This is a genomic window from Amycolatopsis sp. CA-230715 (assembly GCF_018736145.1).
GTDB lineage: Bacteria > Actinomycetota > Actinomycetes > Mycobacteriales > Pseudonocardiaceae > Amycolatopsis.
The window spans coordinates 2433160-2459780 of the sequence record NZ_CP059997.1 but is presented as its reverse complement, the minus strand read 5'-3'; the positions used below and the strand labels follow the sequence as shown (position 1 = coordinate 2459780).

The 26621-nt window shown below is 71.3% G+C and carries 13 protein-coding genes; all 13 read right to left on the bottom strand.

Annotation, left to right across the window (positions count from 1 at the left end; translation table 11 throughout):
• Window positions 1–284 precede the first annotated feature (284 nt).
• Window positions 285–1361, bottom strand: coding sequence for a 3-deoxy-7-phosphoheptulonate synthase (locus HUW46_RS11180; RefSeq protein ID WP_215547208.1), 1077 nt, complete (start codon window positions 1359–1361; stop codon window positions 285–287).
• On the bottom strand, window positions 1358–2239 hold the full coding sequence (locus HUW46_RS11175) for a prephenate dehydrogenase dimerization domain-containing protein (protein ID WP_215547207.1): 882 nt from the start codon (window positions 2237–2239) through the stop codon (window positions 1358–1360). Before HUW46_RS11175 ends, HUW46_RS11180 begins: the two co-directional genes overlap by 4 nt.
• Window positions 2236–4314, bottom strand: a complete 2079-nt coding sequence (gene pabB, locus HUW46_RS11170; RefSeq protein ID WP_215547206.1) for an aminodeoxychorismate synthase component I — start codon at window positions 4312–4314, stop codon at window positions 2236–2238. The genes HUW46_RS11175 and pabB overlap by 4 nt, the downstream gene beginning before the upstream one ends.
• Window positions 4314–4628, bottom strand: a complete 315-nt coding sequence (locus tag HUW46_RS11165) for a chorismate mutase family protein (RefSeq protein WP_215547205.1) — start codon at window positions 4626–4628, stop codon at window positions 4314–4316. Before HUW46_RS11165 ends, pabB begins: the two co-directional genes overlap by 1 nt.
• Window positions 4625–5515 carry a N5-glutamine methyltransferase family protein gene (locus HUW46_RS11160; RefSeq protein WP_215547204.1) on the bottom strand — a complete coding sequence of 297 codons (891 nt, stop codon included), beginning with the start codon at window positions 5513–5515 and terminating at the stop codon, window positions 4625–4627. Before HUW46_RS11160 ends, HUW46_RS11165 begins: the two co-directional genes overlap by 4 nt.
• A 280-nt stretch (window positions 5516–5795) precedes the next feature.
• On the bottom strand, window positions 5796–6743 hold the full coding sequence (locus HUW46_RS11155) for an ATP-binding cassette domain-containing protein (protein ID WP_215547203.1): 948 nt from the start codon (window positions 6741–6743) through the stop codon (window positions 5796–5798).
• 14 nt (window positions 6744–6757) lie between these two features.
• Window positions 6758–6982: an MbtH family protein gene (locus HUW46_RS11150; RefSeq protein ID WP_254126062.1), complete on the bottom strand. Its 225-nt coding sequence runs from the start codon at window positions 6980–6982 to the stop codon at window positions 6758–6760.
• A gap of 194 nt (window positions 6983–7176) precedes the next feature.
• Entirely contained in the window at window positions 7177–8454 is a 1278-nt protein-coding gene (locus HUW46_RS11145) for a sensor histidine kinase (protein ID WP_215547201.1), read from the bottom strand.
• A 235-nt stretch (window positions 8455–8689) separates the two neighbouring features.
• Window positions 8690–9505: an ABC transporter permease gene (locus HUW46_RS11140; RefSeq protein ID WP_215547200.1), complete on the bottom strand. Its 816-nt coding sequence runs from the start codon at window positions 9503–9505 to the stop codon at window positions 8690–8692.
• Between the two features lies 1 nt (window position 9506).
• Complete coding sequence (locus HUW46_RS11135) at window positions 9507–16586, bottom strand: amino acid adenylation domain-containing protein (RefSeq protein ID WP_215547199.1); 7080 nt, start codon at window positions 16584–16586, stop codon at window positions 9507–9509.
• Window positions 16587–16601: 15 nt separating this feature from the next.
• Complete coding sequence (locus HUW46_RS11130) at window positions 16602–24437, bottom strand: non-ribosomal peptide synthetase (protein WP_215547198.1); 7836 nt, start codon at window positions 24435–24437, stop codon at window positions 16602–16604.
• Window positions 24434–25444 (bottom strand): 2,3-diaminopropionate biosynthesis protein SbnA, encoded by a 1011-nt coding sequence (gene sbnA, locus HUW46_RS11125; protein ID WP_215547197.1) that lies wholly within the window; start codon window positions 25442–25444, stop codon window positions 24434–24436. The genes HUW46_RS11130 and sbnA overlap by 4 nt, the downstream gene beginning before the upstream one ends.
• Before the next feature lie 38 nt (window positions 25445–25482).
• Window positions 25483–26517 carry a 2,3-diaminopropionate biosynthesis protein SbnB gene (sbnB, locus tag HUW46_RS11120; protein WP_215547196.1) on the bottom strand — a complete coding sequence of 345 codons (1035 nt, stop codon included), beginning with the start codon at window positions 26515–26517 and terminating at the stop codon, window positions 25483–25485.
• Window positions 26518–26621 lie beyond the last annotated feature (104 nt).

Sequence of the window (26621 nt, the reverse complement as noted above, 5' to 3'; positions counted from 1 at the left end):
CACTGCTCGTGTCCCCGAAGGTGGCCTTCGGGGCGGTAGACGCCGCAAACTCGGCCCTCGCGCCGCATTCCCGCCACGCGCACGAGCCCGCAGCAGGCCGTCGCCTGCCCCGAAAGTGACCTTCGGGGAATCCAGCGCCCCGAAGGCCACCTTCGGGGCATGTGCGGCCCTGCCCGCACGTGAGCGAAGGCCGAGAAAGTGGCGCTAGGGTCCCCGAAGGTGGCCTTCGGGGACCAACGGAGGACCTCCGCCGCCGACCACCGCAGCGCTTCCCGGAGACCGCGTCAGGTTCGGCGGCGTAGGCGGACGGCTTCGGCGAGGTCGCGCAGGGCGTCGATGGTGTCGTCCCAGCCAAGGCAGGCGTCGGTGATGCTGCGGCCGAACACGTGCGGGCGCGCGTCGGCGTCCTGCCTGCCGGGGACGAGGAAGCTTTCCAGCATGATGCCGCGGATCGCGTGGCCACCGGCGGCGATCTGCGCGGCGATCTCGCCCGCGACGACGGCTTGGCGCGCTTCGTCCTTGCCGCTGTTGCCGTGGCTGGCGTCGATCACGACGCGTTCCGGCAGGCCGCGGGCGCGCAGCAGTTCGGTGGTGGCGAGCACGTCGGTCGCGGAGTAGTTCGGGCCGCCGCCACCGCGGAGCACCACGTGGCAGTGCGGGTTGCCGCTCGTGCGGACGATCGCGAGCGAGCCCTTCGTGTCGGCGCCGAGATATCCGTGCGGCGCCGCCGCGGCACGCACCGCGTCGGCGGCCACGGCGATCGAGCCGGTGCTCCCGTTCTTCATGCCGACCGGCATGGTCAGCCCGCTCGCGAGCTGCCGGTGCACCTGGCTTTCCGCGGTGCGCGCGCCGATCGCGGCCCACGACACCAGGTCGCCGAGGTAGTCGGGGGTCAGCGGGCTCAGCCATTCGGTGCCCACCGGCAGCCCGAGTTCGCTGATCTCCAGCATCAGTGCCCGCGCGGCGCGAAGGCCGTCCTCGACCGCGAAGCTCCCGTCGCGGCGCGGGTCGGTGAGCAGGCCGGGCCAGCCGACGGCGGTGCGCGGCTTCTCGAAGTACGCGCGCATCACGATCAGCAGATCGTCGGACAGCTCGTCGGCGAGCACGCGCAGCGCTTTCGCGTACGTCAGCGCGGCGTCGACGTCGTGCACCGAGCACGGGCCGACGACGACGAGCAGGCGGTCGTCGATCCCGTCGAGCACCCGGCACGAACTCACCCGCGCCGCCCGCACCGTTCTCGCCGCGGCGGGCGAGCACGGCAACTGGGTGGCGAGCTGGGCCGGCGTCAGCACGGGCGCGGTGCTGACCGCCCCGCCGACGGTCGGCACGGTGATCTCCTCTGCGGTGGCCGTGAGTGTCATCGGTGCCCCATTTCTGTGCTGGTGGACGTGGCGGGAAGGGCGGGCATGGTGGCGAACACGGCCGCGCAGGCCGTGGCGGCGGGGCGCAGTGCGGTGCCGAGCGCGGCGCGGGCGCCCGCCAGTCCCGCGTCGAACCCGGCGCGGTCGCCGGTCTCGACGAGCCGTCCCAGCTCCTCCGCGCCACGGCCCAGCGCGGCGCGGGCGGCCGCGGCGTCCGGGTTGTCGGCCTGGATTTCCCAGTACACCTCGGGTTCCCCGGACGAGATCCGGGCGAGCAGGCTCAGCAGGGTGGCGCACGGCGGCGGCGCCAGCGCGGTCAGCGCTTCGATGTCGACGTCCAATTCCGCGAGGCCGCTGCCGAAGGCGAGCACCGCCGCGTGGGTGAGCGCCTGCGCGGTCGCGGTGAGCCGGTCGTGCGCGGCCGCGGTCACCGGAACCAGCCTCGCGCCCGTGAACACCTCGAGGAACTTCGCCACCCCGGGGCCGTCGCGGTGGGAAACCACGGCGATCGGACGCCCCGCGATCGCCAGATCGGGGGCGAACATCGGGTTGACGCCGAGCGCGGGCCCATCGGGCCGGTGCGCGGTGATGGCCGCGGAAACCGGGCCCTTCACCGAAAGCGTCTCCACGAGCAGCGCGTCGGTCCGCAGCAGCGGTGCCAGCACGGGCAAAGCGGCGACCGCGACCTCACCGGGGACGGCCAGTACCACCACGTCCGCGGCGGCCAGCGCGGCGGCGAGTTCGGGGGAGGGGGCGAGGATGTCCGACGACACGGCCGGATCGGCGATCGTGACCGCGGCGCCCGCGTCGCGGAGCAGGCCGGTGAGCATGCCGCCCACCGCGCCCGCCCCGCCCGCCACCACGCAGGCCGAACTCATGTCGGCACCTTGTCCGAAACCGACGGTGCTGCCTGTTCCAGCGCGCTCACCATGGCGCGCGACTTCACCAGCGTTTCCTCGAACTCGTCCTCCGGGTCGGACAGCGCAACAATTGCCCCACCGACCCCGAACGTGGTGCCCTGCCCGTCGGCGACGATGGTGCGGATGACGATGCTGAGGTCGCTGGCCCCGCTGAGCGCGAACCAGCCGAGCGCGCCGGAGTACGGGCCGCGCGGGCCCTCTTCGAGCCGGTCGATGATCTCCATCGTCCGCAGCTTCGGCGCACCGGTCATCGAGCCGCCGGGGAACGCGGCGCGCACGCAGTCCACAGTGGACGCATCGGGGCGCAGCACGCCGCGGATGGTCGACACCAGCTGGTGCACCTGCGCGTAGGTCTCGACGTCGAACAGCTTCGGCACGTGCACCGAACCGACCTCGCACACCCGGTTCATGTCGTTGCGCACCAGGTCGACGATCATCAGGTTCTCGGCGCGGTCCTTCTCGTGCGCCGCCAGGTCCCGCTTGAGCCGCTCGTCCTCGTCGGCGTCCCTGCCGCGCGGCCGCGTGCCCTTGATCGGCTTCGACTCGACGACCCGGTCGGTGTCCACGGTGAGGAACCGCTCCGGGGAACTGGACAGCACGGCGACGTCGCCGAAGGACAGCAGCGCGCCGTAGGGCACCGGGCTGACCCGGCGCAGCGCGCGGTAGGTGCCGAACACGTCCTCGACGCGCGCGGTGTGCGCGACGTTGGTCAGGCACACCTCGTAGGTTTCGCCGTCGGCGATTTCGTCGAGGCAGACGTGGATCCGCTTGAGGTAGCTGTCGTGGTCGTGCCGCAGGGTGACCGCGGACAGCACGTCCGGGATGCCGGTCGCGAGCGGGCCCGGCGAGGGCACGGCGCGCGGAAGGGTGCACAACCGCTGCTGCGTGCGGTCGAGCCAGGCGAGCGCTTCGGGTTCGGGATCGTTGGCGGACAGGCAAAGCAGGTAGCAGGTCCGCTCGACGTGGTCGAACACCACGGCGCGGTCGGCGAAGACCATCGCGGCGTCGGGCGAGGAGGACGTGTGCTTCGCCGAGCCGCCGGTTTCGGCCTTCAGCTCGTAGCCGAGGTAACCGACGTAGCCGAGGTTGAACGCGGTGGGCAGCCCGGGGATCGGTGGCAGCCCGCGGGTTTCCAGCTGCTCGTGCAGGTAGTCGAAGAACGAGCCGGGGATTTCCTCGACGGAGTCGCCGCGCGTCACGCGCACGCGGTTCTCGTCGACCCGGTAGGTCAGGTATTCGGCGCGCGGACCCGTGTCGTCGCCCATCATCGAGAATCGCGCCCTGCCTTCGGCGGTGGCGCTGCTGTCGAGCCAGAAGCTGTGCGGTGAAGCGGAAAACAGCTCGGCGTAGGCGGCTTCGGCGTCGGGTTCGAAGGCGAGCTTGCGCACCAGCGCACGGTGGCCGTTGCCGCCGGGGCGGCGCTGGGCGGGAACGACCGGCGGGGCGGCTTCGAGTGCGTGGAACCGCGCGGTTGCCGCGCGAAAGTTGGCGAGCAGTTCCCTGCCGTAGGCCGAGGAAATCGACTCGGGGTGGAACTGCACGCCCCAGATCGGCTTGGTGCGGTGGCGTACGCCCATGATCACGCCGTCGTCGGTCCACGCGATCGCCTCCAGCTCGCCGGGCAGGTCGGTCGCGGCGAGCGAGTGGTAGCGGACCACTTCGAACGGCGACGGGATGCCTTCGAACAGATCGGCGCCGGTGTGGCTGACCAGGGAAACCCTGCCGTGCATGGGATACGGGGCGTGCACGACGCGCGCGCCGTGCAGCTGGCAGATGCCCTGGTGTCCTAAGCAGACACCGAGGACCGGCAGTCCGCTGTGGAGGATCGCGTCGGCGCTGATGCCGAAATCGCGGGGGCAGTCGGGGCGGCCGGGGCCGGGCGAGATGACGATGTTGTCGAACTGGGCGAGGTCCACTTCGGACCACGGGGTGTCGCTGGTGACCACGGTCGGCGGCGCGCCGTTCAGTTCGCCGAGCAACTGGTGGAGGTTGTAGGTGAAGGAGTCGTAGTTGTCGATCAGCAGTGTGCGCATCAGTCGTCTCCCTCGGGCTCGGAGCCGGCGATGACGAGGTCTTCGACCCGGCAGGTTTCGGCGATGATCAGGTCGTAGAGGCTGCGCATGAAGGTCGTGTCGATCCCGCGTTCCTCGGCGAAGGCGGCGGCGCGGCGGTGCACGAAGTCGATGCGGTGCGGCTGCATCATCCGCACCTTGTGGACGCGCTTGAACTCGCCGATCTCGACGCAGCACTCGATGCGGCGGGCCAGGGTTTCCAGTAGCTGGCGGTCGATGCCGTCCAGTTCCGCGCGCATCGATTCCAGATCGGCCGTGTCCTTCGTCGCGGTCATGCTGCGTGCTCCTTCCGTTGCGGCGTGCGGTTCGCGGTGGTGTACAGCGGACGTCCGTCGACGTAGTCGTGCGTGGACACCGCGCCGAAGGCGGCGTCGGCGGCGAGCAGTTCGGGCACGGACCGGCCGTGGAAGTGGCCGTGTTCGACGACGAGGCCGCCGTCAGGGCGCAACAGCGCGGCGGCGAGGCGGACCACGTGCCGGATGACGTGGAGCCCGTCGGCGCCGCTGAAGATGGCCAGTTTCGGGTGGTGGACGCCGTATTCGGGGAGCAGCCGCTCGCTTTCGGGCACGAACGGCGGATTGGCCAGCACGAGATCGACCGCGCCGGTCAGCTCGGCGAGCAGGCCGGGCGCGGTGACGTCGGCGGCGTGCACGACGATCGGGGTGTCGCCGAGCGAGGCCTGGTGCGCGCTGTTGCGGCGCGCGAACTCCAGCGCGTTCGGATCGAGTTCGACGGCGTGCACGGTGGCGTCGGGGCGTGCGTGCGCGACCGCGAGCGCGATCGCGGCGGACCCGGTGCACAGGTCCACCACGACCGGGTTTTCCCGGCCAGCCAGCACTTCGAGCCCGGAGGCGAGCACCAGCTCGCTGTGCGGGCGCGGCACGAAGACCCCCGGTCCGACGGCGACCGTGACGCCGCCGAGCGTGGCTTCGCGCAGGAGGTGCCCGAGCGGGATCCGGTCCGCGCGGCGGGAAACGAGTTCGGTGAACCGCGCCCGCTCCGTTTCGGTGAGCTTGGTCCACGGTGCGGGCCTGGCGTGGGGTGGCAGGCCGAGCGCGTGCGCGGCGAGCTGTTCGGCGTCGGCGCGCGCCGCTTCGATCCCGGCGTCGGAGAGCGTGCGCTCGGCTGCGCCGATCAGGTCGTCGAGAGAGGGCCGCGGCATCTGGAGCTCCTTCGTCGGCGTGGCTTGGCCTTCGCTTCGCGAGTCCAGTCCATGGTCCGGCGCTACTCTGACGGCGCACTGACGCTGTGCTGACGAATCCGTCCGTTTAGGACAGTCCGGACACGACGATCGCCCCGGCCTTCGTCGGCCGGGGCGATCGTGGGGCTTCTGCTGGCGTGCGGGACCGCCGCGAGGGGGGAGTTCGCGGCGCTAGATGCCCCGAAGGCCACCTTCGGGGACTTCGGGTTCCCCCCCGAAATAAGGATAGCGGGGAGGGGTGTTAGTGGGCGACGGCTTCTTGGCCGGTCAGGTTCAGGAATACGTCGTCCAGGGTGGGGCGCCGGATGCCGAAGTCGGTGACGGTGACACCGGCGGAGGACAGTGCGGCGGAAACCGAGGCGATCCCGTCGATCCCGCTGTCGAGCTGGAGCCCGATGACGCGCTTGTCCCTGTCCACGGCGGGGTTCGCGACGGTGAGCGAGTCCAGCGCGCGCAGTGCGGGCGCGATGTCGGCCTGCGCCGCCACGGTCAGTTCCAGGCGTTCCTGGCCGACCTTGCGCTTGAGCTGTTCCGGGGTGCCTTCCGCGATCACCTGGCCCGAGGCGATCACCGCGATGTCGTCGGCGAGCGAGTCGGCCTCCTCCAGGTACTGCGTGGTCAGCAGCACAGTCATACCCTCGTCGACGAGACCGCGGATCGTCGCCCACAGCGAAAGCCTGCTCGCCGGGTCGAGACCGGTGCTCGGCTCGTCGAGGAACAGCACCGACGGCTCCGCGACGATGCACGCGGCGAGGTCGAGCCTGCGCCGCATCCCACCGGAGTAGGTCTTGAGTGGACGGTCGGCGGCGTCGGTGAGATCGAAGCGCGCCAACAGTTCCGCGGCCCGTTTCGCCGCCTTGCGCCTGCCTAGGTGTAGCAAAGTGCCGAGCAGCACCAGGTTTTCGCGTCCGGTGAGCAGCTCGTCGACGGCCGCGTACTGGCCCGCCAGCCCGATCCGCCTGCGCACCTCGCGAGCCTCGGTGGCGACGTCGAAACCGGCGACGCGGGCGAACCCACCGTCCGGGGTGAGCAGGGTCGCCAGCATCCGGACGGTGGTGGTCTTCCCCGCACCGTTGGGGCCGAGCACGCCGAGGACCTTCCCGGGGCGCACCGAGAGGGTGACCCCCCGCACGGCTTCCTTGTCGCGGTAGGACTTGCGCAGGTTCTGCGTCTCGATGGCGAATTCCACGTCCGGCCCCTCTGCTATCGGACTGCCGTTGCCTGCTCGCGCAGGCTGCGCGGGCGCATGTCGGTCCAGTTCGCTTCGACGTAGGCGAGCGCGGCCTCGCGGCTGCTCTCCCCGAGCACGACGGTCCAGCCGCCGGGCACCTCGGCGAACGACGGCCAGATGCTGTGCTGCTCCTCGTCGTTGACCAGCACCAGGAAGGTGCCTTGCTCGTCGTCGAACGGGTTGGTCGTTTCGGACACGGGTACCTCCGTCGTCGGGCGGGCTCGGGCTGGCTCGCTTTCATCCATACTCGGATGCCGTGCTGACACCCCGCTGACCGTTGCCTGATAAGGGAACCTCCCCCGAAACATGCAATCGAGGCCACTCCGGCAGGGGTACCGGAATGGCCTCGATCGCGTGCCGGAGCCGGCTGGGGGACCGCGGCTCCAGACGTCTAGCGGGCAGGCAGCGCGTTCGGGATGACGATGGAGACCAGTGTCGGCCCGCCGATCGGGCTCACCACCGACAGGTAGCCGTCGAACGCCGCGAGCCGCTCTTCGAGACCGCGCAGTCCGGTGCCGCGCGAGATGTCCGCGCCGCCGCACCCGTTGTCGGTCACGTTGATCCGGAGCGCGTCGCCCTCGTGGGAGAACTCGACCGCGGCCGAGCTGGCGTGCGCGTGCTTGAGCACGTTGTTCAGCACCTCGGAGACCGCGAAGTAGGCTGCGGACTCGACCGGGGGCTGGGGTCGTGCGGGCAGCCCGCCGGACAGCTCGACCGGGATCGGGGCGTCCAGCGCCAGCGCCTTCACCGCGTCGACGAGGCCGCGGTCGGCCAGTACCGGCGGGTGGATGCCGCGCACCAGGTCGCGCAGCTCGTTGAGCGCCTTCGTCGACGATTCCTTGGCCTCGCTGAGCAGGGCGCGGACGGCTTCGGGGTTGTCCTCGACCAGGTTCTCCGCCGCGGACAGCGTCATGCCCATCGCGACCAGCCGCGACTGCGCGCCGTCGTGCAGGTCGCGTTCGATGCGGCGCAGCTCGGCGGCCGAGGTGTCGACCGCGGTGTAGCGGGTCTGCTGCAACTGCTCGACGCGCGAGGCGAGGCGGGCGTTGGACGGGCGCAGCCACCACTTCGTGAGCTTGGCGTGCGCGCCGACCAGCGGCCGTGCCACGAACCCGCAGATCGCGATCTGCACGACACCGAGACCGGCCGCGAAGATGGCCATCAGCTGGCTGTCGAGCGGGATGAACCCGTAGAAGCTGTTCTCCCAGATCGCGAGGCGCTGTTCCCACACGAACGGCATCGCGAGCCCGAACAGGCCGTTGAGCAGCAGCGCGGCGGGAAGGAACGCGACGAGGCCGCCGGTGTAGGGCTCCACGATGAGCCACAGCAGCTGGCGCCACGTGGTGCCGTCGCCGAGCGCCCAGTAGGTGCGCTGCCACGATCCCTTCAGCCCCTTCGGGAACTCGGGCTCGTTGCGGTACGGGTCGGCGATCTGGACCCCCGACCAGTCGGCAGCCAGCCTGCGCTGGGTGGTGACCAGGCCCCGCACCGCGGACATCGCCGACGGGACCAGGAAGATGCCGACCCCGACGGTGCACAGGCAGACCGCGATGATCAGCCACGCCGCGACCGCGATCGCGGCGAGCGAGATACCGAACAGCGCGGCGCCGCGCAGGATGTACTTCGACCGTCCTGACCGTTGCCTCGTGGTCCCGATTGCCATGGTCATCGTTCTGCCTTTCCCCTGAGTTCGCACCGGCTCTCCTCCGCTGCGGTATGCGTCAATCATGGCGGGTCGCCGAGGCCGGAGTCAGTAGGTGCAGTACCACTCTTTGCCCGGTACCAGATCCCTGTTCCGGGTATGACGAGGTCATGTTCCGCCGCTCATCCGGGTGAATCCGCTTGATTTCGGCAGCAGAAACGGCCCCGGCGGATTCGCCAGGGCCGTTTTCCCGGTGGGTGGATCAGTTTTCGGCTTTGCGATACCGGCGGAAGCTCAACGCGGTGGTGACGAGCAGGATGGCCGCGAGCGCCACCGCGATCACCACGCCGGAGTTCTCGGTGGCGAAGGTGGCGCCCGCGGTGCCGCCGGGGTTGCCCCACAGCTCGCGCAGCGCCGTGGTCACCGAGCTGACCGGGTTCCACTCCACCACCGGCCGGATCCAGGACGGCATGGCGCTGGCCGAGATCAGCGCGGTGGACAGGAACGACAGGCCGACGAGCACGAGGCTGCCGACGGCGTCGATGGACTCCGGGGTCTTGAGCACCATGCCGAGCAGGATCCCGACCCACAGCATCGCGTAGATGAACGCGATGAGGATGCCGAAACCGGCCAGCACGGACAGCGCGTCGGTGTGCGGGCGCCAGCCGAGCGCGAGCCCGGCGGCCATCACGATGACCAGCCCGGCCAGCGACGCGACCAGATCCGCGATGCTGTGCCCGAGCAGCACGCCGCCGCGCCCGATCGGCAGCGAGCGGAACCGGTCGATCAGCCCGCCGCGCAGGTCCATCGAGACCCCGATCGCGGTCGGGCCGATGCTGGCGAGGCCGACCTGCATGGCCACCCCCGCCATCAGGTATTCGAGGTAGTCGCCGCCGCCGGGGATCACGAACGCCTGCTTGAACAGGTATCCCATCGCCAGCATCATCACCAGCGGGTTCATCGTGATGCCGATGAGCCGCCCCGGCGCGCGCAACAGGTGGCGGACGCGGCGGCCCGCGAGCGCCCGGATTTCGGTGATGGCCGCTGCCGGTCCGGCAGGGACCGCGGTCGTGGTCATGTCAGCTCCCGCTTTCGAGGTCGGTCGTGTTTTCCAGCGCCGCCGCCACTTCGAGGCCGATCGAGCGCCGTGCTCCTGGGTGCATCAGGTGGTCGTGGTCGCAGGCCACCAGGTGCGCGGAGATCTCCCCGCCGACGTGCGGCGCCCAGCGCCGCACCCGGTTTTCGATCTCCGCTTCGTCGAGCCCGGCGGTGGCCACGAAAAGCCGCATCGCGCCGCTGAACTCGCGGTACTCCATCGCGCACGCCAGCTTGGCGTGCTGTTTCATCGCCGAGACGAGCCGGGGGATCCGCTCCCTGCCGAGCGCGGCGAACAAACCGCCGTCGGAAGCGAGCAGATCGCAGATCTCGTCGAGCGCGAGCCGGTCGCCCGCGAATTCCGTTCGATCATATCCCGCGGTTTCCAAAAGGCGAAGCAAAAGTTCGGCGTCGTCGGTTTCGTCGTCGCGCTCGTCGACCGGGAAACTGTCCACATTGGCCAGCAGTGCGACGGTTTCGCCGTATTCTTCGAGCTGTACCGCCATTTCGTGCGCGAGCAGCCCGCCGAACGACCAGCCGAACAGGTGGTAGGGCCCCGACGGCTGGACGGTGCGCAGCCGCTCGACGTACTCGGCGGCCAGCGCCGCCATGTCCTCCGGCGGCGCCGCGGACGAGGTGACGTAGGGCGCCTGCAAGCCGTAGATCGGGCGCGCGGAGCCGATGTGCTCGGCGAGCCCGAGGTACGGCAGGCAGGTGCCCAGTCCACTGTGGACGCAGAACAGCGGTGGCAGGTCGCCGCCGGTCCTGATCGGCAGCAGCACGGCGAGGGGATCGGCGGTGGCCCAGCCTGCGCCGGTTTCGGCGACCGTGCACGCGGCGGCGAGGTCTTCGATCCTCGGGTGCGTGAACAGGTCGGCCACCGACAGCCGGACGCCGGCCTTGCCCGCCTTGTCGACCACCTGGATGGACTGGATGCTGTTCCCGCCCGCGGCGAAGAAGTCCAGATCCACGCCAGCCTCCGGCAGCCCCAGCACGTCGGCGACGACGTCGCACAGCACGCGCTCGGCCGTCGTCCTCGGCGGTCGTACCGTGCCGGTTTCCGTTTCCGGCGCGGGCAGCGCGGCGTGGTCGATCTTGCCGTGCCGCGTGGTCGGGAACTCCGCCAGCACCACGACCGCGGACGGGACCATGTACGCCGGGAGCCGGGTGGCCGCGTGTGCGCGCACCGCTTCCGGTTCGGCGTCCCCGCGCACATAGGCGACCACGCGCCGGTCACCGGGCCGGTCCTCGCGGACGATCGCGACCGCCGAGGCGACCGACGGGTGGCTGCGGACCGCGTCCTCGACGTCGCCCAGTTCGATCCGGAACCCGCGGATCTTCACCTGGTTGTCGACCCTGCCGACGAAGTCGAGGTTGCCGTCGGGCAGCCACCGCACCAGATCGCCGGTGCGGTAGACGCGCTCACCGGTGCCGCCGAAGGGATCGGCGACGAACCGCTGCGCGGTCAGGCCGGCGCGGCCGAGGTAACCGCGGGCCAGCCCGCCGCCGACGTACAACTCGCCGACCACGCCGATACCCACCGGGCACAGCCGGGTGTCGAGCACGCGCAGGCGCTGGCTGGCCACCGGCCGCCCGATCGGCGGAGTGCCGCCGGGGGTGAGCGGATCGCTGGCGCTGGCCCAGATGGTGACCTCGGTCGGCCCGTACAGGTTGTGCATGCGGTGCCGGACGGACCAGCGCGAGACCACCTCGGGCGAGCACGCCTCACCCGCGACGGTGAGCACCAGGTCTTCGGGGAACGTGCTTTCCTCCGGCATGGTGGACAGCACCACGGGCGGCAGGATCGCGAGGTTCACGTCCAGCTCGGTCATCAGGTCCGCGAGCGGCTGCCCGCCGCGGTCGGCCTCCTCGGCGATGACGAGCGCGCCGCCGACGAACACCGAGCCGCCGATTTCGGCGACCACGGCGTCGAAGCTGTGCGCGGCGAACTGCAACATCCTCGTCCCGGTGTGCGCGCCGAGCGTCGTGCCGAGCGCGGCGATCATGTCGGCGACGCTCGCGTGCTGCACGACCACGCCCTTCGGCTTACCGGTCGAGCCCGACGTGTAGATCGCGTACGCGGGGTGCGACGGCACGAGCGGTTCGGTGCGCTCGGCGTCGGTCAGGTCGTGGGAGGGGAGGTCCGCGAGTACGCCCGCCACAGCGGGATCGTCGAGGCGCAGCACGGGGATTCCGGTGTCCGGCAAGCGGTTCACGCCGTCACCGGCACCGAGGACGAGCGCGGGCTTCGCGTCGGTCAGGACGTGGCGCAGGCGGTCCTCGGGGTGGGCCGGGTCGATCGGCAGGAACGCGGCGCCCGCCTTGAGCACGCCGAGCACCCCGATCACCAGATCGGCCGAACGCGGCATCGCGACCGCGACGAACCGCTCCGGTCCGGCGCCGTGCGCGACGAGCAGCCTCGCCAGCCGGTTCGCCCGCTCGTTCAGCTCACCGAAGATCACGGTGCCCGCCCGCGCGACCACCGCGTCCGCGCCGGGCCTCGCGGCGGCGTGCCGCTCGAACAACGCGGGCAGCACGTCGGGCCGCGGCGGGGCGACCGGGCCGCACCACTGCCGGAGCAGCTTGTCCCGCTCGTCGCCGCCGAGCGCGTCGAGGCGGCTCAGCGGCTCGTCCGGGGTGCGCACCGCCGCGTCGAGCAGGAGCGCGAACCGGTTCGCGATGCGCTCGGCGCTGTCGCGGCGGAACAGGTCGGTGTTGTACTCCAGCATGCCCTGCAACGCGCCGTCGGCGTCCTCTTCGAGTTCGAGCGCGAGGTCGACCTTCGCCGAGTACGACGGGATCCGCTCGGCGGACACGGTGAGCCCCGGCAGTTCGAGCTGCCCCTGCCGGTAGTTCTGGAACGCCAGCGCAACCTGCACCAGCGCTTCCTTGGCCAGCGAGCGAGTCGGGTTCAGCTCGGTCACCACGCGCTCGTAGGGCAGGTCCTGGTTGGCGTAGGCGGCGAGATCGGTTTCGCGGACCCTGCCCAGCAGCGCGCGGAACGTCGGGTCGCCACTGAGATCGGTGCGCAGCACCAGGGTGTTCACGAACATCCCGATCAGCTCGTCGAGCGCGGAGTCCGTGCGGCCCGCGATCGCGGTGCCGATCGGGATGTCCGCGCCGGCGCCGAGCTTGCCGAGCAGCGCGGCGAGCGCCGCCTGCACGACCATGAACGGGGTCGCCGCGCTTTCCCTTGCCAGCGCTTCGATCCGCTCGCGCAGTTCGACGGGCAGGGTCAGCGCGACGGAGTCGCCGCGGTGGGATGCCGTGGCGGGGCGGGGGAAGTCGGCGGGCAGCGCCAGCTCCTCCGGCAGGTCGGCGAGCGTCTCGCGCCAGAACGCGAGCTGTCTCGATCGGACGCTTTCCGGATCGTCCTCGGAGCCCAGCAACGCGTTGTGCCAGTGGACGTAGTCGGCGAAGCGCACCGGCAGCGGTGTCCATTCCGGACCGCGGCCGCCGTGACGCGCGGTGTAGGCGACCGCGAGATCGTGCGCCATCGGGGCGATCGACCAGCCGTCGGCGACGATGTGGTGCACGACGAGCAGCAGCAGGTACTCGTCCTGTCCACAGTGGAACAGGTGCGCGCGCACCGGCAGGTCCTGCCCGAGGTCGAAACCCCGCTGGGTGGCCGAAGCCACCTCGTCCGCGAGTTCTTCCGGACGCACCGAGCTGACCAGTAGCGGCGGCTTCCCGACGCTCGCGTCGCGGACCGCGGGATACGGCCGTCCGTCCACGGCGGGGAACACGGTGCGCAGGACGTCGTGGCGCGCGGCGAGATCGCCCAGCGCCGCGCCGAGCGCGTCGACGTCCAGGTCCCCGGTCAGCCGGACGGTGAGCGGGATGTTGTAGGTGCCGTGCAGGTCGCCGAGCTGGTTGAAGAACCACAGCCGCTGCTGGGCCCCGGACAGCTCGGGCTCGGCCGAGGAGGGCGCGGGCACCAGCGCGGGACGGGCGGTGCCGCCGGTCCCGAGCAGCGCGGCGAGCCCGGCGACGGTCGGGGTGTCGAACAGCGCGCGCACACCCACCTCGGTGCCGAGCTCGGCGCGGATCCGCCCGGTGAGCCGGGTGGCGAGCAGGGAATGCCCGCCGAGCGCGAAGAAGTCCTCGTCGATGCCGACCGAGGAGATCCCCAGCACCTCGGCGAACAACCCGGCCAGCACCGACTCCCGCGGGGTCCGCGCGGCCCGTCCGTCCACTGTGGCCAGTTCGGGTTCCGGGAGCGCGCCGCGGTCGATCTTGCCGCTCGGGGTCATCGGGAAGGCGTCCATGGTCACGATCACCGCGGGCACCATGTACTCGGGCAGCGTCGCGCCGAGGTGCTCGCGCAGTTCGGCGATGTCCACCTCGGCGTCCTTCTCGGGGACGACGTAGCCGACCAGGCGGACGTCACCGCCGCCGTGGTCGCGGGCGACGGCCGCCGCGTGCAGCACGCTGGGGTGGTCGGAGAGCACGGCCTCGATCTCGCCGAGTTCGATCCGGAACCCGCGCACCTTCACCTGGTGGTCGACCCGGCCGAGGTAGTCGATCTTCCCGTCGGGGCCCCACATCGCGACGTCGCCGGTGCGGTAGATCCGGGACCCGTGCGGGCCGAACGGGTCGGCGACGAACCGGTTCGAGGTGAGCCCGGTGCGGCCGTGGTAGCCGCGGGCGAGCGCGTCGCCGCCGAGGTACAGCTCGCCGGGGCAGCCCGGCCGGACCGGCCGCAGCATCGCGTCGAGGATGTGCGCCTGGGTGTTCGCGATCGGCCGCCCGATCGACGGCGCGCCCGCGCGCTCGCTGGTCACGATGTCCGATGTGGACCAGATCGTGGTTTCGGTCGGCCCGTAGAGGTTGACGACCTCGGCGCCCGCGGCGAGCAGGTCGGCCGCGAGGGGCTCGCTCAGCGCCTCGCCGCCGACGAGCACCCGCTTCCCGGTGAGATCGGGCTTCCCGGCGGCGAGCACCGACTGCCACTGGCTCGGCGTCGCCTGGATGACGGTGGCGCCCTCGTCGCGGATCATCGCGGCGAGCTTCGCGGGCTCGCGCACCACCTCCCGCTCGGCCACGACGAGCGTGGCGCCCGCGAGAAGCGGCACGAACAGCTCCAGGTTCGCGATGTCGAAGCCGAACGTGGTGACCGCGAGCAGACGGTCCTTTTCGGACACTCGCAGCCGGGATGCCATGTCCACGACCAGGTTCAGCAGGCCGTGGTGGCGGACCACCACGCCCTTCGGCCGCCCGGTCGAGCCGGAGGTGTAGATGACGTAGCACGGGTGGTCGCCGGTCAGCTCCGCGACGGGTGCCTCGCGCACCGGTTTGGGCGCGTCCGGATTGTCGAGCAGCAAGGTAGGCAGGGCCGCCGCTTCGCCGAGCCCAGCGGCGACGTCGGTGGTGGTCACCAGCAGGGCCGGTTTCGCGTCGTCGAACATGTAGCCGACGCGGTCCGACGGGTGGTCGGGGTCGATCGGCAGGTACGCGGCGCCCGCGGCGAGGACCGCGACCGCGGCCACCACCAGGTCCGCCGAGCGCGGCAGCGCGATCGCGACGACCTGTTCGGGACCCGCGCCGCCCGCGACGAGATCGGCGGTCAGCGCTTCGACCCTGGTGCGGAACTGGGCGTAGGTGAGCGCGGTTTCGCCGCACACCAAGGCGATCCGGTCGGGAACGGTGGTTGCGCGCTTCGCGAGCAGCGCCGGGAGCAGTTCGTCCGGCAGGTCCATGCCGGTGTCGAACCCCGCGCGCAGCCGGGTTTCGGCCCGCTCCGCTTCGTCGCTGACGTCCACGCGGCCTACCAGGGTGTCCGGCGCGGTGCCGACCAGGCGCAGCAGGCGCTGCACGAGGGTCAGCACGTGGTCGACCTCGTGGCGGTCGAACACGTCGCCGCGGTACTGGGCCCGCAGCTCGATCCGGTCACCGGGCAGCACGGTCAGGCTCAACGGGTACCCGGTCGCCGCGCGAATGTCCGCGGCCACCAGCCGCAGCCCGCCAGGGTAGTCGATCCCGGCAGGCGCGGGGTAGTTCTGGAACATCAGCGCGGTGTCGAACAGCTCGCCGATCCCGGTGTGCCGCTGCACCTCCGCGAGCCCGACGTGCTGGTGGTCGAGCAGGTCGAACTGCTGCCGCTGCAGGTCGTGCAGGGTGTCCACAACGGACTTCCGAGGATCGAGCGCGACGCGCACCGGCAGCGTGTTGGCGAACATGCCGACCGTGCCCTCGACCCCGTCCAGCTCGGCGGGGCGCGCCGAGCTGACACCACCGAACACGATGTCGCGGCGCCCGGTCAGCAGCGCGAGCGCGAGCGCCCAGCAGCCCTGCGCGACGGTGTTCAGGGTGAGCCCGCGTTCGCGCGCGGCCCCGGTCACGATCGCGGTCAGCTCGCGGGACACCGTGACGGCCACCGATTCCGGTACCGCGCGCACCGGTTCGGTCAGCGAAGGCGCGACCCTCGTCGGCTCGTCGAGTCCGGCCAGCGCGGTGTGCCACGCGTGCAACCCCACCCGCTCGTCCTGCTTCGCGAGCCAGCCGAGGTGGTCGCGGTACGGGCGGGGAGCGGGGATCCCCGCGTCGTCGATCTCCCCGCCCGCGCCGTACGCGGCCAGGAGTTCCTTCGTCAGTATCGGCATCGACCAGCCGTCCGCGAGGATGTGGTGCACCGTCCACAGCAGACGGAAATCCGCTTCGCCGGTGCGGAGCACGGTGAACCGCATCAGCGGCGGCTTCGTCAAGTCGAACCTGTCCATGCGGTCGGCGTCGGTCAGCCGGTCCAGCTCCGCGGCCCGCTCGGCGGGGCCGAGCCCGGTGAGGTCGTGCTCGACCAGCGGCAGGTCCGCCGAAGCGGGCACCACCTGCACCGGCTCGCCGTTCTTCCGCCTGCGGAAGCAGGCGCGCAGGGTGTCGTGCCTGCGCAGGAGCGACCGCGCGGCGGCGTGCAGCAGCGGCACGTCCAGCGGCCCGTGCAGATCGGCGACGACCTGCAGCGCGTAGACGTCGACGCCCGAGTCCTCGCCGGTCAGCTCGGCATGGAAGAGCAACCCCTTCTGCAGCGGGGAAAGCGGAAGGAACTGGCTCGTGCCGGCGCGTTTCATGGATTTCTCCTCAGGTCAGTCAAGGCCGAGTTCCAGCTCGTCCAGTTCGTCGTCGGCGATCGTGAGCAACGGGTCCTCGGCCTCCGGCGCTTCCGCCGCCGCGGCGGGCTCCGTGGCCGTCCACCGCGCGGTTCCGGCGATCGCGGCGGCGGTCTTGTGCCGGAAGACGTCCCTGATCCCGATCGCCAGCCCCGCCGCGCGCACCAGGCCGACCACCTTGATCGACAGGATCGAGTCGCCGCCGAGCGCGAAGAAGTTGTCCTCCGCGCCGATCCGCGAGAGCCCGAGCACCTCGGCCATCGCGGTGCAGAGGATCTCCTCCTCCTTGGTCTGCGCGGCGCGACCGCCCCACACGTCGGCGAAATCGGCCTCCGGCAACGGAAGCGCGTCGCGGTCGAGCTTCCCGTGCGGGGTGAGCGGCATCTTGTCGACCGTCAGCACCACCGCGGGCACCAGGTAGTCCGGCAGCGCACTTTGCAGCGCGCGCCGCACTTCCGCACCAACGGTGGCGCTGTCGGCGTCCCCGGCCGGGGTCACGTAGCCGATCAGCCGCTGGTGCCCGACCGTGCCCGCGTCGACCTTGACCGCGGCCTCGGCGACCTCGGGCCGCGTCCGCAGCGCGGTTTCGATCTCGCCGAGTTCGATGCGGTGGCCGCGGATCTTGACCTGGTGGTCGCGGCGCTGCAGGTGGTGCAGCTGCCCGTCGAGGAGCTGGACGTGGTCGCCGGTGCGGTACATCCGGGTGCCGTCGGAGGCGTACGGGTCGGGCAGGTACGCGCTGGCGGTCCGGACGGGGTTGCGCAGGTAGCCGGGACCGACGCCGACACCGGCCACGTACAGCTCACCCGGTGTTCCCGGTGGGACGGGCCGGAGCTGGTCGTCCAAAATGTACAGCCGGGTGTTCCGGACCGGTGTCCCGATCGGGCTGCGCGTGGTGGGCGCGTTGTCCGGCCCGATGGTGGCGTGCGTGACGTCGTCGGAGCACTCCGTCGGCCCGTACGCGTTCACCAGCGGGATGCCGGGGTAGCGCTCGGTCCACCGCGCCGCCGTGTCCGGGGGAAGGGTCTCACCCGTGACGAGCAGCCAGCGCAGATGCGGCAGCGGCGGGGGAGCGGCCCACATGTCCAGCGCCGCGCCGAGCAGCGACGGCACCACCTCGAGGATCGTCACGCGCTCGGTGTCCGCCAGTCCGAACAGTGCGTTCGGATCGGCCGCCGTGTCGTGGGAGACGACGCGGACGGTGCCGCCGGTCAGCAACGGCGCGAGCATCTGCCACACCGAGATGTCGAAGGTGACCGGTGCGTTGTGGACGGTCCGGTCCGTCGCGGTCATGCCGAGCGCGTCCACCTTGGCGTACAGGTGGTTCAGCATCCCGGCGCGGTGGATCATCGCGCCCTTCGGCTTGCCCGTCGACCCCGAGGTGAAGATCACGTACGCCAGGTCGCCGCCGGAACCCCGCAGGGGCACCAGCTCGTCGAGCGGGTCTTCGGCGTCGTCGATCACCACGATCTCGGTGTCCGTGCCCGCCGCGGCCACGACCTCGCCGGCGAGCGCGCGCAGGTCCTCCGTGGTGACCAAAGTGGACGCACCGGCCTCGCCGAGGATGCCCGCGTTGCGGGGGATCGGCGCGGTGACGTCGAGCGGCAGGTACGCGCCACCCGCGCCGAGCGCGCCGAGGATCGAGCAGACGAACCGGGTGCCCGGCGCGGCGAACACCGCGACCAGCCCCGCGCCGTCCAGCCTGCGCGCCAGCGCGCTCGACCGGCCCGCGGCCTGCGCGTAGGTCAGCTCGCGCTCGTCGTCGGCCACCGCGACCGCGGCGGGCCGCTGCCGAGCCAGTTCGCGCACCCGCTGCACGATGTCGGTGCTCTCGCCCGGATCGTCCACCGGCGCGCCTTCCAACAGCGACTGGGCCCGTTCCTCGCTGCCAAGCAGTTCGAGCCTGCCCAGCGGGATGTCCACATCGGACAGCACGAGGTCGATCAGGCGGCGGAACCGGGCAGCGATGCCGTCGACCTGGTCCGCGGTGAACACCTCGGGCAGGTAGTCCAGCCGGAGCGTCAGCTTCGCGCCGTGCAGCACGACCAGGCTCAGCGGGTAGTGCCTGGCGTCGCTGGCGAACGCGTCGCGCACCGTGGTGCCCGCCGGCGCGTTCTTCATCGACTCCGGGTCCATCGGGAAGTTCTCGAACACCACCGCGGTGTCGAACAGCTCACCGGTGCCCGCCAGCGCCGCCACCGTGTTCTGCACGTCGACGAGGCCGAGGTACTCGTGCGGCCGCACGGTGACCCGCTGCTCCTGCACGGTGGTGAACAGCGTCCGCAGCGTGCTCGCCGGGTCGAGCCCGGCCCGCACCGGCAGCGTGTTCAGGAACATGCCGACCATCTCGTCGGATCCGGCCAGCTCCGGCGGGCGGACCGAGGCGGTGGCGCCGAAGACCACGTCCGACTGCCCGGTGAGGTGCCCGAGCAGCACCGCCCAGCAGCCCTGCACGACGCTGTTGACGGTGAGGTCGTTGGCCCTGGCGAACGCGGTGAGCGCGGTGGTGACCTCCTCCGGCAGCTCGGTGACCGAGGACTCCGACAGCGTGGCGGCCCGCTCGGCGTCCACCGGCGCGACCCGCGTCGGCGAGGTCAGTCCGGAAAGGACGGTGCGCCAGATCTCCAGCGAAGCCTCGCGGTCCTGCGCGTCGAGCCAGGCGAGGTAGTCGCGGTAGGGCCGCGGTTCCGGCAGCGGGGCCGACGGATCCGCGTAGAGCGCGAACACCTCGCGCGCCAGTATCGGCATCGACCAGCCGTCCACCAGGATGTGCTGGAACGTCCACAGCAGACGGCATTGGTCTTCGCCGGTGCGCACCATGGTGAACCGCATCAGGGGCGCCTCGGTGACGTCGAAACGCCGCTCGCGGTCGGCCGCGGTCAGCCGGTCCAGCTCGGCCGCGCGCTCCTTTTCGGACAGTCCCGAGATGTCGATCTCGGTGAACGGGTTGCGCACGGTCTCGGGGATCAGCTGTACCGGCTGGCCGGTGCGCGTGTACCGGAACGCGGCACGCAGGTTGGCGTGCCTGCCCAGCACCGCGGCGCACGCGTCGCGCATCCGGTCCGCGTCGACCGGCCCGTCCAGGTCGACGACCACCTGCAGCGCGTACACCTCGGCGTCGCCGTCGTCGAACTCCGAGTGGAACAGGAGTCCTTGCTGCAGCGGGGAAAGCGACAGCACGTCGGAGACTCCACCGGTGGCGGCGTGGAAGGCGTCGACGTCGGCCTGGCTCAGCCCGCCGACCGAGAAGTCGGACGGGGTCGGGCCACCCGCGCCTTCGCCCGCCGCGTGCTCGACGAGGATTTCCAGCGCGCGGAACCAGGTGCGGGCGATGTCCTCGGCGTCTTCGTCCTCCAGCACCTCGCCCGCCCACAGCCAGTCGGCGACCAGGTGCGGGCCGTCGGCGCGGTCCTCGGTCACCGGGGTCACCGCGAGCACGTGCCGCAGCGGCATGTCCGGGCTGGTGCCGGTACCGACCATCGTCGCGGATTCCAGCGCCCAGTCCGCGTCCGCTCCCGCGACGAAGCGGCCGAGGTAGTTGAAGCCGATCTGGGGGATCGCGGACAGCCCGCGGTGCCCGACCGTCTGCGGGTTCAGGAATCGCAGGAGCCCGAAGCCGAGCCCGTGGTCCGGTATCGCGCGCAGCTGCTCTTTGACGGCCTTGATCGCCGCGCCGGCGGTCTCCCCGGCGGCCCACAGGTCCGGCCAGTCCGGCTGCCCGAGATCGAAGCACACCGGGAACGCGCTGGTGAACCAGCCGACCGTGCGGCCGAGGTCCAGCTCATCGGCTATGTGCTCGCGCCCGTGGCCTTCCAGCTCGACGAGCACGCGGCCGTCGTTGAGCCGCTGGGTGCGCTGCCGCCAGTCGGCGACGGCCAGGGCGAGCGCGGCCAGCAGCACGTCGTTGATCTCGGCGTTGAACGCGGCGGGTACCGCGGTCAGCAGCGCCGCGGTGGTCTCGCCGGGCAGTTCGAGCCGCAGTTCGTGCGCGGTGGCCCGGACGTCGCGGCAGGTCTCCAGCGCGCGCCTGCCGAGCAGCGGGTCCACCGGGGACAACTGCTCCGTCCACAACGGAGTCTCACTGAGCCGTGCGTTCGTGCGCGCGTTCTCCGACAGCAGCCGCGACCAGCGGCGGTAGGAGGTGCCGACCGGGTCCAGCTCGGTCGTGCGCCCGGCGGAGGCCGCTTCCCACGCCTGGCGGAGATCCGGCACGATGATGCGCCACGACACGCCGTCGACGGCCAGGTGGTGCACCATCAGCAGCAGGCGCTTCGGCTTGCCCGGCCCCGATTCGAGCAGGACGGCCTGCACCATCCGGCCCTCGTCCGGCGCCAGCCGCTCGCGTGCCCGCCCGGCCTGCTCGGCGACCACCGCGGCCGGATCGGCATCGGCGGGCACCGCGACCGTGCGCACCAGCGACTCCGCGCGCACCGAGCCGCGCTCGGCGATCTCCAGGCTCCACACCCCGAACGTCGGGACGTCGAGCCGCATGCGCAGCGCGTCGTGGCGGTCGAGCACCATCTGCAAGGCGGTTCCGATGGTCGCCTGGTCCACTTCGGACGGAACGGGAATGACCACGTACTGGCTGAACTCGGCGACCGGTTCGGCCTGCCCGCTGGTTTCGAAGTTGAGCTGGTGCGCGATCGGCGTCAGGTCGAGCGGCCCGACGCCGTCGTCCACCGTTTCCTTAGGCGCGTCGGCGTGCTTGGCGACCAGGGCGAGGGAGGCGGGCGTCTTGTGCGTGAAGATGTCGCGCGGGGTGAACACCAGCCCGGCCTTGCGTGCCTTCGTCACGGCCTGGATGGCGATGATGGAGTCGCCGCCGAGCGCGAAGAAGTTGTCGTCGGCGCCGATCGACTTCACGCCGAGCGCCCCGGCCATCGCGGCGCAGACGACCTCTTCCTCGGGAGTGCGCGGCGCACGGCCCTGCCGGACGGCGCCGAGATCCGGCGTCGGCAGCGCGTCGCGGTCGAGCTTGCCGTGCGGGGTCAGCGGGAGCTCGGCCAGCACCACGATCGCGGACGGCACCAGGTACTCCGGGAGGAACTCGCGCAGCGCGTCGCGCAGCGCGGCACCGTCCAGTGTGGACGGACCGGTGACGTAGCCGATGAGGCGCTGGTGCCCGTTCGCGTCCGGCACGGCCAGCACGACGGAACCGGTGACGCCCGGCTGAGTCCGCAGTGCCGACTCGATCTCGCCGAGTTCGATCCGGTGGCCGCGGATCTTGACCTGGTGGTCGCGGCGCTGCAGGTGGTGCAGCTGCCCGTCGACGAGCTGGACGTGGTCGCCGGTGCGGTACATCCGGCTGCCGTCGTTCGCGAACGGGTCCGCGAGGTAGGTCGACGTGGTCCGCTCGCGGTTGTGCAGGTAACCGCGGCCGACGCCGGTCCCGGCCACGTACAGCTCACCCGGCGTTCCCGGTGGGACCGGCCGGAGCTGGTCGTCCAAAATGTACAGTCGCGTGTTGCGCAGCGGCGTGCCGATCGGGGTGCGGGTGGCCGGCGGGTTGTCCGGCCCGATGGTGGCGTGCGTGACGTCGTCGGAGCATTCCGTCGGCCCGTAGGCGTTGACGAGCGGGATGTGCGGGTAGTGCGCGGTCCACCTGGTCGCGGTGTGCGGCGGCAGGGTCTCGCCGGTGACGAGCAGCCAGCGCAGGTGCGGCAGCGGCGGGGGAGCGGCCCACGTGTCCAGCGCCGCGCCGAGCAGCGACGGCACCACTTCGAGGACGGTGACGCCTTCGGTGTCGGCCAACCCGAACAGGAGGTCGGGATCGGCGGCGGTGTCGCGGGAAACCGTGCGGACGGTGCCGCCGGTGATCAGCGGCGCGAGCATCTGCCACACGGAGATGTCGAAGGTGACCGGTGCGTTGTGGACGGTCTTGTCGGCCGCGGTCATGCCGAGGGTGTCCACTTTGGCCAAGAGGTGGTTCAGCATCCCGGCGCGGTGGATCATCGCGCCCTTGGGCTTGCCGGTGGACCCGGACGTGAAGATCACGTACGCCAGGTCGTCGGCGGAACCGGGTTCGGTGGCCGGTGCCGCGGCGACACCGTCGAACGGGTGGCTCGCGGGCACGAGCGCCACACCGGGGTAGGCGGCGGCCAGTTCTTCGGCTGCCTCCTCCTGCCCGGCGCCGACCACGACGGTGCCGATCCCGTTGTCCGACAACAGGCTCGCGTTGCGGGCGACCGGGGCGGTGACATCGAGCGGAACGTACGCGGCACCCGCGCCGAAGATCCCGAGGATCGAGCCCGCGAAGTAGGCGCCAGGCGCTGCGAGTACGCCGACGAGCGAGTTCGGGTCGACCCCGGTGAGTCGTCCCGCCAGCCGGTCCGCCCACGCGACGAGCTGCGCGTAGGTCACTTCGCGTTCGTCGTCGACGACCGCGACGGCATCCGGCTGCGCGCCCGCGATCGCGCGAACCCGGGTGAGGACACCGGTTTCGCAGTCGTCCGGCACCCATTCGCCGGTGCCCCAGTCGACCAGGTCGCGCCCTTCCGCGCCGGTGACCACGTCGACCCTGCTGACCAGCTCGTCCGGGCCCGCGTGCGCGAGCGTGAGCATGAACTGCACGAACCGGTCGAGGTGGCCTTCGATCTGTTCCGCGCTGTACAGCTCCGGGTTGCCGTTGAAGTGCACCTCGACCCCGCCCGGCGTCGGCTCCACGACCGTCACCATGAGGTCGTTGACGATGCCGGTGGACAGGTTGTTCAGCACGGTGTCGCATTCGCCGAGCTTGAGCGCGGGCGCGCCGGGCAGCACGTTCACGAACGGCCCGAACGGGCGGCGGTTGTCGACCCGCAGCCCCATCTCCTTGCGGATCTTCGAGGTCGGGAACCGCTGCGCTTTCAGCGCCCTGGCAAGGGATTTCGACGCCTGCGTGAGTACATCGCGGACGGTCGTGTCGTTCCCGACGCGCAGCCGCACCGGCACGTAGTTCGCGACCATCCCGGGCACCGCGCGCATCGCGGGACCGCTGCGGCCCGCGATCGGCAGCGTCAGCAGCACCTCCTCGGTGCCGAGCAGCTTGCGGAGGTAGGCGCCGGTGGCGGCGATGACGAACGTCGGCCAGGTGACCTTCGCCTGCTCGGCGACCGCGCGCAGGGTGGCGGCGGTGTCGTCGTCGAGGCGGAGGTTGCGGCGCATCTGCGCGCTCGCGGGTTCCGGCTCGCGGCCGGACAGGCTGACCAGTTCCGGCGCGCCTTCGAGTTCGCCGTGCCAGTACGCGCGGTCCTTCTCCCAGCGCGGTCCCTGGGTGTACTCGACCTCGGCGTTCACCAGCTGCGCCAGCGGCGGGAACGCGCCGTCCGAAGTGGACTCGCCCTTTTCCAGCGCCGCGTAGATCGCGGCGACCCGTTGCCACCACAGCATTTCGCTGTAACCGTCGCCGATGATGTGGTGCACGCACATGTAGCACCACACGCGGTCCTCGGCGAGGGTGATGATGGCCCACCGGGTGAGCCTGCCCTTCGTGACGTCGAACGGGCCGCGCATGTCCTCGTGGATCCACGCGAGCGCCGCGGCCTCGGGGTCGGCCTCGGCGCTCAGGTCGAACACGGTCACCGGCGGCTCGCCGAGCGGCTCGATCACCTGGCGTGGTTCGCCGTCGATCTCGGTGAACCGCACCCGCGAGTTCTCGGATTCGGTGAGCAGCACCCGCAACGTCTCGTGCAGCAGCCCGGTGTCGACCGGGCCACGGATGTCGAGGTAGTCGCCCATGTTGTAGGCGAGGCTGCCGGTGGCGAACTGCTCGTCGAACCAGATGTCGGTCTGTGCGGCGGAAAGCGGGAGCCCGGTGTCCTGTGGCGAAGTCATAGCAGCGTCCCCGAGAGGTCGGTGGTGGAAAGAGAGGCGTCGTAATCCGTGGTGTCGTCCAGTACCTCGGGGCCGTAGATGTCGGCGACCCACTGGTCGTGGTAGACGGTGTCCAGGTAGCGCTCCCCGAGATCGGGTGCGATGGCGACCGCGGTGAGCCGCCCGTCCGGCCGGTTCTCGGCGACCCACTGCCGCGCGCCGTGCACGACCGTCCCGGTCGAACCGCCGAACAGGAAACCCCGCCGCACCAGCGATCGGCAGGCCCTGATCGTGTCGGACTCGTGCACCATCACGAGATCGTCCACAAGGGACTCGTCCAGCATCCGCGGTCGCGTGCTGGTGCCGAGGCCCGGGATCATGCGCTGCCCGGCCGGCCCGCCGAAGGTGGTGGAGCCGACCGTGTCGATCGCGACCACCCGCACCGAAGGCTTGACGTCGCGCAGGAACCGCGCGCAGCCCATCAGCGTGCCGGTGGTGCCGGCGCCGACGAACAGCACTTCGAGGTTCGGGACGTGGCGCAGGATCTCCTGCGCGGTCCGGTTGTAGTGCGCGCCCCAGTTGCCGGCGTTCGCGTACTGGTTGAGCCACACGTAACCGTGCTCGGTGGCGAGGCGGCGGACCACCGCGATGCGCGCGCCGAGGAATCCGTGCTCCGGGTCCGGTTCGGTGATCACCTGCACGGTGCTGCCGAGGGTCTGCATCAGCTGCCGCGCGCCGAGGGTGCACCGCGAGTCGGTGACGCAGACGAACCGGTAGCCGCGGCTCGCCGCGACCGTGCTCAGCGCCACCCCGAGGTTGCCCGACGAGCTTTCGACGAGCGTCGAGCCGGGGCGGAGCCTGCCCTCGCGCTCGGCGTTGTCCACCATCTGCACGGCGGCCTTCAGCTTGATGGAGCCGCTGAAGTTGAAGCCCTCGCACTTGAGCAGCAGCGGGAACCCGGCGAGACCGCGCAGGTCCACGTACAGGTCGTCGACGTTGAACTCTTGCGGAGTCGTGATGACGCGCATCGTGCCCCAATCACTCGGGTGGCCGGAACGGGCGAAGGTCATTCCCCGTGGCGGCGCAGGTCGTGGAAGAAGCCGTCCACCGGTGCCAGCTCGCCCGAGTCGCGCAGGGCGTCGTGCACGTGCCGTCCGACGGCGAGGTCGAGCACGCCGAGCCCGAACGGGGAGAAGATCAGCGTGCGGGCGGGATCGAGCGCGACCTCGCCGGTGATGACCTCGGCGAGCGTCCCGTTCAGGAAGTCGCGGTTCCCGGTCGCCTGCTCGGCGAGGTGCACCGAGGTGTTCGCGCGCAGGCAGTGGTCCACGTCGTCGACGATGTTCTCGGCGGCGAGGATGACCTCGGGCGAGAGGTCGCGCAGGGAAACGTTGAGCACCAACGGCGCGTGGGAGAACCAGCCGGGCTCGGTCACGTGCGGGGTCGCCGCGACGGTCGCGAACACGACCAGATCGCTCGCCCTGATCAGGCTTTCCGCGTCCTCGTGGACCTTCACCTCGGTGGTGCCGGTGCGGTTCAGGTAGCCGCGGAACCCTTCGGCGTGCTCGGCGGACAGGTCGTGCACACCGATCTCGTCGAACTCCCAGCCGGTGGCCGCGAGGTAGGTGTGGATGTAGCGCGCGATCAGCCCGGTGCCGATAATGCCGAGCCGGCGCGGGCGCGCGCGGTGCTCGGACAGCCGCTGCGCCGCGAGCGCCGCGGACGCCGCCGTGCGCACCGCGCTGATGATCGAACTTTCCAAGCAGGCGAACGGATATCCGGTCTTCTGGTCGTTGAGGATCAGCACCGCGGACGCGCGCGGGATGCCGTCGGCGATGTTGTCGGGGAAGCTGGAAATCCACTTCACGCCGTCGACCGCGATGTCACCGCCGACCGACGCGGGCAGCGCGATGATGCGCGAGGCCGGGCGGTCGGGGAAGCGGAGGAAGTAGGACGGCGGGTTCACCGTTGCCCGCTGGTGGTGCAGCAGGTAGGTCGCCTCGGTCAGCTCGACGATCTCTTTTTCCCGGTGGCCGAGGACCTCGTGCACCTGCGCCCCGGAAATCACCGAGAACGTCGGGCTGCTCTGCTGTTCGGGCATCGACATGCTCCTCGCGCTCCCATTCGTGTGCTGTCGACGTCCACCGTCGGCCAGCGCGCTGACACGCTGCTGACCCCGAGCTGACGGGCTCCGATTCCTGGTCA